12 protein-coding genes and 1 tRNA gene are annotated in these 11,686 nt (G+C 46.9%); 5 read left to right on the plus strand and 8 right to left on the minus strand.

The annotated features are described in order from the left end of the window. The 4 genes from rpmF to der form a co-directional block, all read left to right on the plus strand. The coding region (gene rpmF / locus RDN79_RS18135) for a 50S ribosomal protein L32 (RefSeq protein WP_308573330.1) at nucleotides 1-185 on the plus strand (185 nt) is incomplete at its 5' end. Nucleotides 186-290: 105 nt separating this feature from the next. Then, the gene (locus RDN79_RS18140) at nucleotides 291-1,295 is read left to right on the plus strand and encodes a beta-ketoacyl-ACP synthase III (RefSeq protein WP_298549695.1); all 1,005 of its coding nucleotides are present in this window, start codon (nucleotides 291-293) and stop codon (nucleotides 1,293-1,295) included. Next, on the plus strand, nucleotides 1,279-2,169 hold the full coding sequence (gene era / locus RDN79_RS18145) for a GTPase Era (protein WP_298549697.1): 891 nt from the start codon (nucleotides 1,279-1,281) through the stop codon (nucleotides 2,167-2,169). Before RDN79_RS18140 ends, era begins: the two co-directional genes overlap by 17 nt. Nucleotides 2,170-2,197: 28 nt before the next feature. Next, nucleotides 2,198-3,511: a ribosome biogenesis GTPase Der gene (gene der, locus RDN79_RS18150; protein ID WP_298549699.1), complete on the plus strand. Its 1,314-nt coding sequence runs from the start codon at nucleotides 2,198-2,200 to the stop codon at nucleotides 3,509-3,511. Between the two features lie 32 nt (nucleotides 3,512-3,543). Here the strand turns inward: der and RDN79_RS18155 are convergent. The 8 genes from RDN79_RS18155 to RDN79_RS18185 form a co-directional block, all read right to left on the minus strand. Continuing rightward, a tRNA-Val gene (locus RDN79_RS18155) sits at nucleotides 3,544-3,618 on the minus strand. A gap of 87 nt (nucleotides 3,619-3,705) precedes the next feature. Then, complete coding sequence (locus tag RDN79_RS18160; protein ID WP_298549700.1) at nucleotides 3,706-5,481, minus strand: glycoside hydrolase domain-containing protein; 1,776 nt, start codon at nucleotides 5,479-5,481, stop codon at nucleotides 3,706-3,708. Between the two features lie 79 nt (nucleotides 5,482-5,560). After that, nucleotides 5,561-5,902, minus strand: coding sequence for a hypothetical protein (locus tag RDN79_RS18165; protein ID WP_298549702.1), 342 nt, complete (start codon nucleotides 5,900-5,902; stop codon nucleotides 5,561-5,563). A 1-nt stretch (nucleotide 5,903) separates the two neighbouring features. Next, a complete protein-coding gene (locus RDN79_RS18170; RefSeq protein ID WP_298549703.1) occupies nucleotides 5,904-7,049 on the minus strand; it encodes a 6-bladed beta-propeller in 1,146 nt (381 codons plus the stop codon). A 77-nt stretch (nucleotides 7,050-7,126) separates the two neighbouring features. After that, on the minus strand, nucleotides 7,127-7,339 hold the full coding sequence (locus RDN79_RS19095; protein WP_366139607.1) for an NVEALA domain-containing protein: 213 nt from the start codon (nucleotides 7,337-7,339) through the stop codon (nucleotides 7,127-7,129). 93 nt (nucleotides 7,340-7,432) lie between these two features. Continuing rightward, nucleotides 7,433-8,509 carry a TIGR04133 family radical SAM/SPASM protein gene (locus RDN79_RS18175; RefSeq protein WP_298549705.1) on the minus strand — a complete coding sequence of 359 codons (1,077 nt, stop codon included), beginning with the start codon at nucleotides 8,507-8,509 and terminating at the stop codon, nucleotides 7,433-7,435. Then, nucleotides 8,502-9,005, minus strand: coding sequence for a radical SAM-associated putative lipoprotein (locus RDN79_RS18180; RefSeq protein WP_298549706.1), 504 nt, complete (start codon nucleotides 9,003-9,005; stop codon nucleotides 8,502-8,504). The genes RDN79_RS18175 and RDN79_RS18180 overlap by 8 nt, the downstream gene beginning before the upstream one ends. A 12-nt stretch (nucleotides 9,006-9,017) precedes the next feature. Next, a complete protein-coding gene (locus RDN79_RS18185; protein ID WP_308573333.1) occupies nucleotides 9,018-9,479 on the minus strand; it encodes a radical SAM-associated putative lipoprotein in 462 nt (153 codons plus the stop codon). Between the two features lie 242 nt (nucleotides 9,480-9,721). Here RDN79_RS18185 and RDN79_RS18190 point away from each other — a divergent pair, with 242 nt between their 5' ends. Further along, nucleotides 9,722-11,569 carry an ABC transporter ATP-binding protein gene (locus RDN79_RS18190; RefSeq protein ID WP_298549708.1) on the plus strand — a complete coding sequence of 616 codons (1,848 nt, stop codon included), beginning with the start codon at nucleotides 9,722-9,724 and terminating at the stop codon, nucleotides 11,567-11,569. Nucleotides 11,570-11,686: the final 117 nt, after the last annotated feature.

Raw genomic sequence — 11,686 nt, forward strand, 5'->3', positions numbered from 1 at the left:
TGGCACATCCTAAAAGAAGACAAGGTAAGACAAGAACAGCCAAGAGAAGAACTCACGATAAGGCTGTCGCTCCCACAATGGCTATTTGCCCGAACTGCGGCGCATGGCACATTTATCACACTGTATGCGGCGAATGCGGCTATTACAGAGGTAAATTAGCTATCGAAAAAGAAGCAGCTGTCTAAGTTTATCCGGACTGATTAAGTTTTGATAAACCAAGAAATAGCCCTAAAAGTTTTTTTAGGGCTTTTTTTTAATTGGGATATATAGTCCTTTTTATTTTTAAAGATATGGATAAGATAAATGCGGTAATAACAGGCGTAGGCGGATACGTTCCCGAAGATGTATTGACGAACGAAGAAATTTCGAAGTTGGTGGATACGACGGATGAATGGATCATGACGCGTGTTGGCATCAAAGAACGCCGAATTTTGAAAGGTGAGGGCATGGGTACCTCATATATGGGTATACGGGCTGTGAAGCAGTTACTCGGAAAGACAAATGTGAACCCGGAAGAGATAGAAGTGATCCTCACGGCTACGACTACGCCTGACCATCATTTCCCGACGACTTCCTCCATCATAGCCTACCATACCGGTTGCAAGAATGCAATGACTTTCGATTTGCAGGGAGCTTGCGCCGGTTTTTTGTATGCATTGGAAACAGGTTCCAACTATATCCGTTCGGGATGTTATAAGAAAGTGATTGTCGTGGCCGGTGATAAAATGACCGCTATAACGGATTATCAGGATCGTTCCACCTGTCCTTTGTTCGGTGATGCTTGCGGGGCCGTGTTGCTCGAACCAACGACGGAAGAAGTGGGTGTGATGGATACCATCCTGCGTACCGATGGTGTAGGCTATTCACATCTGATTATGAAGTCCGGCGGTTCAGCCTATCCTCCTTCACACGAGACGGTGGATAATCGCGAACATTTCGTTTTCCAGGATGGCAAATATGTCTTTAAGTATGCCGTTTCGTATATGGCCGATGTCGCTGCCGAGATCGCTGAACGGAACGGGCTGACACACGACGATATCTCATGGATCGTGCCTCATCAGGCAAACCTGCGTATCATCGATGCTACGGCTAAACGTCTGGGAGTGGATATGGAAAAAGTGATGATCAATATCCAGAAATACGGAAATACCAGTGCCGGGACAATTCCTATCTGTCTCTGGGAATGGGAAGACAAGCTGAAGAAAGGCGATAACCTGATTCTTGCCGCTTTTGGCGCCGGTTTCACTTGGGGTGCAATTTATCTTAAATGGGGGTATAATGGAAAACAAGCATAAGTCCGGCTTTGTTAATATTGTCGGTAATCCGAATGTCGGAAAGTCTACGTTGATGAACCGTCTGGTGGGAGAGCGTATCTCGATCATCACTTCGAAAGCGCAGACGACACGGCACCGTATTATGGGAATCGTGAATACCGCTGATATGCAGATTGTGTATTCTGACACGCCGGGAGTCCTGCATCCGAATTATAAGTTGCAGGAGTCTATGCTTAATTTCTCGCAGTCGGCACTTGGTGATGCCGATGTACTGCTTTATGTAACCGATGTCGTCGAAAAGATCGACAAGAATGAAGAATTTCTCCAGAAGGTTCGGAATGTGGAATGTCCGGTGCTGTTGCTGATCAACAAGATCGACACGACCACCCAACCGGAGTTGGAAAAGCTGGTAGCCGAATGGAAAGAACTTCTTCCGAAAGCCGAAATCATCCCGATCTCCGCCCTTTCGAATTTTAATATAGATTACGTGAAACGCAGGGTGGAAGATCTGATGCCTGAATCTCCTCCCTATTTCGAGAAAGATGCGCTTACCGATAAGCCGGCCCGTTTCTTTGTGACGGAGATCATTCGTGAGAAGATTCTCCTGTACTATCAGAAAGAGATCCCGTATGCGGTAGAAGTCGTTGTTGAGCTGTTTAAAGAAGAAGCTGAGCTGATTCACATCAAGGCGCTCATCATTGTTGAACGTGATTCCCAAAAAGGAATCATCATTGGGCATCGTGGCCAGGCATTGAAAAAGGTAGGTGCTATGGCCCGTAAGGATATCGAACGCTTCTTTGATAAGAAGGTTTTCCTGGAAATGTTTGTCAAAGTGGAAAAAGACTGGCGTAACCGGGACAACATGCTGAAGAACTTCGGTTATCAGCTGGATTAATTAACAGCACAGACAGAAAAAGTTGTTTATGGGAAATATTGTTGCAATAGTTGGTAGACCCAACGTAGGAAAGTCCACCCTCTTCAACCGTTTGACACAGACGCGCCAGGCGATTGTCAACGAGGAAGCAGGCACTACCCGCGACCGTCAGTACGGCAAGGTTGAGTGGACAGGTAAAGAATTTTCGCTGATTGACACCGGCGGATGGGTGATTAATTCGGATGATGTTTTTGAAGAAGAGATAAACAAACAGGTGAAAGTCGCTCTTGAAGAAGCAGACGTGATCTTGTTTGTCGTTGATGTGTTGAATGGAGTTACGGATTTGGATAACGAAGTCGCCGCTATCCTGCGCCGTGCCAAGAAACCCGTGATTGTTGTGGCTAACAAAGCGGATAACTTCGAACTGCATCCCTCCTCTGCCGAATTTTATTCATTGGGATTGGGTGACCCGTTCTGTGTCTCTGCCATCAACGGTTCTTGTTCCGGCGATTTGTTGGATAAGATTGTTGCTACGCTTCCGGATGATAAGCCGGAGGTGCTCGAAGAAGAGCTGCCCCGTATCGCCATTATCGGTCGTCCGAATGCAGGTAAATCTTCTTTGATCAATGCTTTTATCGGTGAAGACCGTCATATTGTAACGGATATTGCAGGTACGACCCGCGATTCCATTTACACGAAATATAACAAGTTCGGCCTGAATTTCTATTTGGTGGATACGGCCGGTATCCGTAAGAAGGGGAAGGTGAATGAGGATCTGGAATACTATTCCGTGATCCGTTCGATCCGCGCCATCGAAAATTCGGATGTTTGCGTGTTGATGCTGGATGCCACCCGAGGCATCGAAAGCCAGGACCTGAACATCTTCTCTTTGGTCCAAAAGAATAAGAAAGGTTTGGTCGTTTGTGTGAACAAATGGGATTTGGTGGAAGATAAAAGCCAAAAGGTGATCGATACCTTTACGAATGCGATCCGTGAACGTCTGGCACCGTTTACCGACTTTCCTATCCTGTTTATTTCGGCATTGACAAAACAGCGTATCCTGAAAGTGCTGGAAACCGCCAAAGAGGTATATGAAAACCGCCAGCGCCGTGTTCCGACAGCCAAGCTGAACGAAATCATGCTGCCGATCATCGAGAACTATCCGCCTCCCGCATGGAAAGGAAAATATATCAAGATTAAATATATCACGCAGCTTCCTGCCGGTCAGGTTCCTTCGTTTGTGTTCTTCTGTAACTTGCCGCAATGGATCAAAGAACCTTATAAACGCTTCCTGGAAAACAAGATCCGGGAAAACTGGAACTTCACAGGAACTCCGATCAATATATTTATTCGGGAGAAGTAAAAAAGAAAAAGCGCCGTTTGGCGCTTTTTTTGTGAACCGTGCCGGATTCGAACCGGCGACCTCTGCCCTGTCAAGGCAGCGCTCTAAACCAGCTGAGCTAACGGTTCCAATGCTGTAAAGATAAAAGGAATCCCCGGAAGTCATGCACTTTCCGAGGATTTTTTTATGTTTTTTTATTTTTAAACAGCTGATGTTTATAGCGAGTTCAGCAATTTATTCAGTTCATTCACCATTTCGGCTGCCGACTGTTGAGTTTCGGACAGGCCTTCCGGGGTGAATTTGGCAACCGCTTTGTTCAGTTTGTCCAGTTTGCCTTTAGTACCTTTGGCTGTCAGTTCTTCGCGGAGGATGCGGATCTTTTCGCAATCCTGGATACCTTCGACCAAGCGTTCGAAACGGATCGAGCTGCGGGGGCCCGGATAGATACTGTAGGTGTCGCCGGCTGCCCAGGTGCGGAAGCGTGAGTCGCGTAGCGGATCGGCAGTCCAGCTGTTTACGGCCCAGCGCAGGTAACCGTCATAACCTCCGGCGATGGCATGCAGCGCTGTCCAGGGAGCTTCGGCCGGATCGGAGAAGGTGAAGGTATTCGGGAAAGCTTCGGCACAGCAAGTATAGACCGTGCTGATCTGCCCTTTGCGTTCACGTTCGGCTTTTACGTCAGCCGGGAACTTGTGGCCGTAAGGGATTGCCAGATAGTAGAGGTCGGATTGGATTTCCGGGTGATAATTGCCGGCCAGCGTGATTTTGAATTCCGGATCGGCCTGCTTGATGACTTTGATCGCTTCGCGCATGGCTTCCATCGGACGTTCGTCCATCGAGATGGCAGTCTTTTCAAACCAGCCTTTTTCACGCAGGTGGCGGGAGAAGTCTTTCAGGAACGAACCCCAGTATTCGGTATATTCGGCATCACCCGGTTTGACGTTGATAAACTGTACCCGGTTGGTCGCTTCGTCGTAATAGTCGAAAGTCAAAGCCCAAGGGATCATGGTGTAGCAGCTGATCAAGTCTTTGATTCCTACTTCGTTCATCATGAATTCCACCCATTTGTCGAATACACTATAGCTATAAACCCATGTCCCGTCGATCTTCTTGGTGCGGGTTACCATGCTGTCGAAATGATCTTCCGTCTGGCCTGCCCAAGGTTTGTGCATGATGCTGGTCGTGATGGCACGTTGTCCGGCATTCGCCAGCATCTTCATGATCGGGAGCATTGCATCGAAATGTTCCTTACTCCAGAGCGGAACCTGGTAGTAGCGGGCTACGGAATACGGATTTTGCCACAGATCCAAATGGAAAGCCCAATCCTGTGGGGCCGGCAGCGTACGGTTAAGTACGTCTATTTCGAACTGAAGGTTCATGGCTTGGAAATTCTTTCCCGAAACGGTCAGAGTCCCTTTGTATTTTCCGGCACGGGCATCGGATGGAACCCATACGTTCAACCAGATGGGTTGCGTCGTACAGGCTTTGATATCCTGAATCTTTACGATATCCAATACATCGGCAACGACGGATGAATCCCATTCCGCCTTGTTTTCGCGGTGTCCGCATCCGCCTTTACGATCCTTGTTCAATTCGTCGGTCATGACATAGCGGACGAAGTTTGTCGTGACGGCAGAAGCCGGAATTATGGAAGAGCCGCTTTTCAGTTCGCTGACGGTGATCGTCGCATCGTCCAACGCTTCTTTTGTCCACAGCACGGCTTGTGCATTGATGCGTTCCCCTTTCCAAGCTTTCCCTTGCCAGCGGGTTGTCTTTTTAATGTCAGGGACGTTCAGTTTCTTGTAGCGGATATCCGTTGTTCCCCAGCTGATTTGAGTAGGTGTTGTCATTTTGTCCCAGATTTCCATGCCGTCATGCGGCTTGGTATCCGTCAGTTCCTCATAATTGCCTAATGGATACTTTTCTGTCTGTTGAGCGAAACAGACCGGCCCCAATGTCAGCAAGGCCGAAAGGATAAGAGCGTTCTTCATGAAATGATTGATGTTTTTAGTTTACGTGGGTAAAGATAAGAGAGAATTGACAATTGACAATGGACAATTGACAATTTCTTTACTTGCACAGGTCCGGAAAAGAACGGCCATCGAATCCTCCTTCTTTTATGGGAGTCAGGGCTGACAACGACAGGTTGCCCTTTCTTTTCTTTACAATACTCTCTTTTTGGAGGAAATCATATATCTCCTTGCCTGTTTTGTTTTTGAGCAATGAGACTTCGATCTCTTTGTTCTGTACGGAATCTTTTATTTTAATCCGATAGTATCTGTTATCTTCCTTCTTTTCGATGACTTTGCCATAGATCTCATCCGGTAGATTCTTTTCGTAAAAGCTTTTGCAATTACTGTCGGCAGGATTCTGGAAAAGTAAAAAAGCGAATAATAAAAGTAATGTTTTCATTTTATTTGAATTTTATGAACATGAGTATCGGGTTGCTTTCCTCGTTTAGGCGGTTGTCGATGTCAACCATCGAGGATTTGCCCTTGAACGTGTATCTGTTGTTATCGGCGATTTTTGAAAATTCCGTCCGTGAAATGGGGAACACGTAGTAGTCCCCGTGTGATGCCAGCGGTTTCATTTGCCCATCCGGTGCATCGAACTTGACAAGCGTATTGCTTTCCTTTTTTTTGTTGATAATGGAGGCATACGCTTCTCCTTTATAATAAAAATCTGTATAAATAAAAGTCTCGTTTTCCGATACATTGAGGAAATAGATGAAATCTTGTTCTGCCAGTTTTTGTATGAATAGCAACGGATTTTGGTTTATGTTTGAGTTGTAGACGAACGCTTCGTCTATCCATTGACTACCGAAATCGAACTGCATACGGGGAACAATCCTGTCGTTGAACACATTGTAGATGGTATTGCTGTATGTCGGGACAAACAACAAGGTGTCATTCACGTAATAAAGCGTTTGTCTTGGTGAAAAATGTACACTTGCCGTTTTCTCGAAAGGCAAGAATTTGCGTGTTTCCCCATCTGCATTTTGGATGAATAAGCGATATCTTAGGTCGCTTTTGACAGTACCTATGCTTTCTTCAAACACGAATGTGCTGTCTTTAAGCATTCCGAAAGCTGTCGGGCCGAAAGGAACAGGCGTGTGTATTTCGTTGATGAATTTGAAATCGTGTGTGTAGTTTAAAATCTTATTTTGAGTGGCATCCAAGATATGGAGGTTATCGGTTGACTGATCGATATGTATTCCATCGACTCGTATATATTCACCAGGTCCGTTTCCTACAGCTTCATGGGTGGAGAGGTGCCGCCCTTTTTTATCGAATTGTAAGATACTATTGGTTTTCCGGTCTGTTAGAATAAACTTGTCACTTATGCTTAATTGGGCAATTTCACCGATAACACTACTGTCGTTTGTCTCCAACACAACGAAATGTGCGGTGTCGATAAGGGCGAAGAAGTTAGTGTTGGAAACCTTGTTTACATTGATGGAATATGTCTTGGCTGATTTTTCTTTGAACTCTTTTTCCTGGTTACATGATAAGACGCTTAGCGTTAATAGAAGTAAGAGTACATTACAAAATCTTTTCATGATATTATAATAATTAAGTAATAGAAGAACAAAAGGGATATGTCATTTGTTGTTGATATATCCCTTTTAAGACTAATTTAAAGAGGGCAGTAAGAACTACCTCCTGCATAGCAAGTCCAAGAATGTAGATCATGTATTTTAACATAATAAGCTGCATCTCCTATCTCAGCACGAGCTAAAGCTTCAATGTTAGCCATGGCAAGGTCTGATAAATTTGCTCCCTTTTGACTTTGATTGTAATTCCATGCAGAAATAGATGCTACTATCGCAATAACTGCAATACAAATAATTTTTTCATGTTTATATTAATTTGAAATGTTATACACATGTTACAAAAGTACGAATATATAAACGATATTGTCGTTTTATACAGAATTTATTATTTAAACTGTGTTAATTCTCTTGTAATGGCAGGTGACCAGGTTGCCGTTATCGTCGTGGAGATGCATGCCGCTCCCTTCGCAATAGCGGAACATGTCGCAGTCTGCACACTGGCCTTTCCGTGCCCATTCCCGGTTGCGGTATTCTTTGAAGCCGTTGTTCCATACATCGACGAAGCTGTCTTTGTAGATATTTCCCTGGTGGAAGTTGGCACGGATGCTCGGACAGCCGGATATCGATCCGTCGATCAGTACCGATGCCGTGCTGACACCCGCATCGCAGTGGAAAATCTGGTCGCGGACTTCTCCCTCGTAATTGCCGAGGAAACCTTCGCAGGCAAAGCTCGTATGTATTTTACCCTCGGCGCGGCAATGGCGGATGAAGTTGAGGACCCAGGTGAATTGCTGGTCGTCGATCTGCAACTCCGGTGTCTCTGCCGCCCGGCCAACCGGGAAAATGGTGAAGATACGCCAGTTCCTGACTCCCATCTCGACCAGGAACTCCTTGAACAACATCAGGTCCTTGAAGTTTTTCTGGTTGACGCAGGTCACGACATCCCAGGCGATCTCCTTCTCTTCAGCCAGCATCGCAATGGCATTGACCGCCCCTTCGAAGCTCCGCCGGTTGCCCCTGAGCCAGTTGTGCGCCTCTTCGAACCCGTCGAGGCTGATGGTGATGGAGTGCATTCCGGCTGCCAACAGCGAGTCTAACCGTTCGCGGGTGAGCAGCAATCCGTTGGAGACGATTCCCCAGGGATATTCACGTCTGTTCAGTTCTCGTCCGCATACTTCGATGTCTTTACGGACCAATGCTTCTCCGCCTGTAAAGGTGACCATCACCTGATGCGGGTCCACATGCGGCGTGATCTCGTCTATCACTTTCAGGAAATCCTCGACCGGCATGTCCGGATGGGCGGACGAGACGTGGCAGTCGCTACCGCAATGCAGGCAGGAAGCATTACAACGAAGCGTACACTCCCAAAAGAGCGTACGCAGTTCATGTATCTTGGCCCGGTTTTTCCGGATGCTTCTGAAAAGTTCTAATGCAAGGCGTTTTCGTAATCCTGGGCGTTTATTCATTCTTTATCTCTTCTTTTAATTCGATTATCAGATTGTCTTTAGAAACGGATCCGTAATTCCATTCGCTATCCTCTTTATTCAAATAGTCTTCTTTTGATATTTTTATATCGATGGAATCTTTTGCATAGGAACCGTTTGTCTCTCCGTCTATGTCTGTCGCAATGATACGGATAACATCGGTAGGGATTGTCGTGAGTGATGTACGGAAGTTTCCGTCTTTATTGGTTAGGATCGGATCTGCACCGGGGATGAAAGTCGTTTTGCCGCCTTCCGTGTTCAACACCTTGAATTGCAGTTCGAGCTTTATGTCAGGAATGCCGCTTTTTGAAACGTTCTGGACTTTACCGTCCAGAATAAAAGTGGCGTGCGGGCTTCCGTACATTGCGACCAGGCCACTCCCGTCGTCGTCATTACAACCGGAGAATCCCAATAGCGCCAATATCCCGGCCAGTAACCGGTTGGCCGCCCTTAATCGTTTGTGATTCGGATTTTTCATGAGATTAATCGTTTATTTGTTTCTTTCTTCTTTCTTTTCTTTAAGAACGATGGTGATTTCCTTTGTCGCTTCTCCCAGATACCATCCGCCGTCTCCTCCTGTCACATCCGCATCTTTGAAAGATACCGATACGCTGTCCGGAGCATAGCTGCCCTCATTCTTCTTTCCATCGATATCCGTGAGTAGGAGCGGAATGTTGTTGCTTCTGAAGAAACCGTTGAATGAGTACTTGAACTCTCCTTTGCTATCGGTATATAGCGTGTCTGCATGAGGGATATCCTCTCCGTAAGGTGAACGAATTTGGATTTGCGGGATAGGAATGTTGCTTTCGTTTGTTACTTTTCCCTTGATCGTGAACTTTGAATGAGGGGTGCCATACATATCAGTCGATACCTGGTCGCATGAGGAGAACCCCAGCAGCGCAAGTATGCCGGTTAATAGCCCATTGACACTTTTCAGGAGGAAGGTAGAGATTTTTTCATACTCTTATAGCATTTGTTTATACTATATTGATGCAAATATAACTTTTATAGTTGCATCTTTTATCATTTTCTTTCGGATATATTCTCTTTTCTGATGGAAGTAAACGGAAGTCCTAAAAGAATAGGGCTGACAGGCTAAAGAATAAGGACGGACGAAATAAAGTACAGCGAGGATGCCCGGAATCAGCCGGATATTGAGTAACTTGCGCCCCAAATTCAATCGATCGATCAAACATGAAGGATTTTCTGCGTATACTGAGGCGCTTTGTGCCTCCCTATAAGAAATTTATGGTGTGGAATGTGATATTTAATGTCCTGTCTGCCATTTTGAACCTGTTCTCTTTTGCCTTAATTATCCCGATTCTGAATATCTTGTTTAAAATCAGCGACGAAACCTATGCCTATACGGACTGGACGTTCGCACCTTTCTCGTTCGAAGCCTGGAAAGCGACGCCGGAATTGCTGAAAAACAACTTCTTCTGGTTCGTGTCCGACATGATCGAGACGAAAGGCGGTTCCTTCACGCTGATCATATTGGGGGGTTTCCTGATCGTGTCCACTTTCCTGAAGGTCGGGACGATGTATATGGCTTTTTATACGATGATCCCGATCCGTACGGGTGTCGTCCGCGACATCCGCAACCAGATCAACCGCAAGATAACGGAGCTTCCTTTGGGCTTTTTCTCGGAAGAGCGGAAGGGAGATATAATCGCTCGCGTTTCGGGGGATGTGAACGAGATCGAGACTTCGATCATGAGTTCGCTCGACATGCTTTTCAAGAACCCGATCCTGATCCTGATCTACCTGATCGGGATGATCGCCATCAGCTGGCAGCTGACGCTTTTTGTCTTCATCCTGTTGCCTTTTGCCGGATATGTGATGGGGGCGGTCGGTAAGAAGTTGAAACGGAAATCGTTTGAAGGGCAGCAACAATGGGGCTATCTGATGAGCCAGATAGAGGAGACGCTGGGCGGCCTGCGCGTTATCAAGGCTTTCAATGCGGAAGAGAAGATACAGGACCGTTTTGAGAAGAGCAACGAAACGTTTCGGCGGCTGACGAACCGCATTTACCGCCGCCAGCAGATGGCGCATCCGATGAGCGAGTTCTTGGGGACGGCCACGATCGCGATCGTGCTGTGGTATGGCGGTACGCTGATCCTGAGCAGTAACAGTCCGATCGACGCTTCTACTTTCATTTACTACCTGGTGATTTTTTACAGTATAATCAATCCGGCGAAGGATCTGAGCAAAGCCTCCTATGCCATTCAGAAAGGGCTTGCCTCTATGGATCGCGTGGATAAGATCCTGAAGGCGGAAAGCGACATCAACGATCCTGAGAACCCGAAACCGATTGCCCTGACGGAAGGTATTTGTTACCGGGATGTCTGGTTCAAATACCAGCACGAATGGGTGCTGAAAGGCATCGACCTGACGATTCCGAAAGGACGCACGGTCGCGCTGGTCGGTCAGTCGGGGTCGGGGAAGAGCACACTGGTGGATTTGCTGCCTCGTTTCTATGATGTGGACAAGGGGTGCATAACGATCGACGGTACGGATGTGCGTGACGCGACCTTGTATGATCTGCGCAGCCTGATGGGGAATGTCAACCAGGAGGCGATTCTTTTTAACGATACGTTCTTTAATAATATCTCTTTCGGAGTGGAAGGAGCTACGCTCGAACAGGTCCAGGAGGCGGCCCGCATCGCCAATGCGCATGATTTTATCATGGCGAGCGAGGAGGGATACGATACCAATATCGGCGACCGCGGCGGCAAGTTGTCGGGCGGACAGCGCCAGCGTATCAGCATTGCACGCGCCATCCTGAAGAACCCGCCGATCCTGATTCTCGACGAGGCGACTTCGGCACTCGACACCGAGTCGGAACGCTTGGTGCAGGAGGCTTTGGAGAACCTGATGCGTAACCGTACGACGATCGTGATCGCACACCGGCTCTCGACGATTCGTAATGCGGACGAGATCTGCGTGATGCATGAAGGGGAGATTGTCGAGCGAGGACGGCATGAGGAGCTGATTGGGCTGGATGGGTACTATAAGAGGCTTTGCGATATGCAAAGTTTTTGATGTTACTTTTGGCTTGATCCAAAAGTAACCAAAAGATCAAGGCCGAACCTGTCTCGCTACTTCGTTCCCTTCGTTCGCTGTCGCGTCTGAAACTCGCTTCGCTCAGACAGCAGACGC

Source organism: uncultured Parabacteroides sp., from assembly GCF_902493135.1.
In the GTDB taxonomy this organism is placed as follows: Bacteria; Bacteroidota; Bacteroidia; order Bacteroidales; family Tannerellaceae; genus Parabacteroides.

What these genes read in the sequence shown, in the direction of transcription:
- RDN79_RS18160 (WP_298549700.1), bottom strand. Translation starts at nt 5,481, where the DNA reads ATGAAGAACGCTCTTATCCTTTCGGCCTTGCTGACATTGGGGCCGGTC.
- RDN79_RS18140 (WP_298549695.1), top strand. Translation starts at nt 291, where the DNA reads ATGGATAAGATAAATGCGGTAATAACAGGCGTAGGCGGATACGTTCCC.
- der (WP_298549699.1), top strand. Translation starts at nt 2,198, where the DNA reads ATGGGAAATATTGTTGCAATAGTTGGTAGACCCAACGTAGGAAAGTCC.
- era (WP_298549697.1), top strand. Translation starts at nt 1,279, where the DNA reads ATGGAAAACAAGCATAAGTCCGGCTTTGTTAATATTGTCGGTAATCCG.
- RDN79_RS18175 (WP_298549705.1), bottom strand. Translation starts at nt 8,509, where the DNA reads ATGAATAAACGCCCAGGATTACGAAAACGCCTTGCATTAGAACTTTTC.
- RDN79_RS18170 (WP_298549703.1), bottom strand. Translation starts at nt 7,049, where the DNA reads ATGAAAAGATTTTGTAATGTACTCTTACTTCTATTAACGCTAAGCGTC.
- RDN79_RS18190 (WP_298549708.1), top strand. Translation starts at nt 9,722, where the DNA reads ATGAAGGATTTTCTGCGTATACTGAGGCGCTTTGTGCCTCCCTATAAG.
- RDN79_RS18180 (WP_298549706.1), bottom strand. Translation starts at nt 9,005, where the DNA reads ATGAAAAATCCGAATCACAAACGATTAAGGGCGGCCAACCGGTTACTG.
- RDN79_RS18165 (WP_298549702.1), bottom strand. Translation starts at nt 5,902, where the DNA reads ATGAAAACATTACTTTTATTATTCGCTTTTTTACTTTTCCAGAATCCT.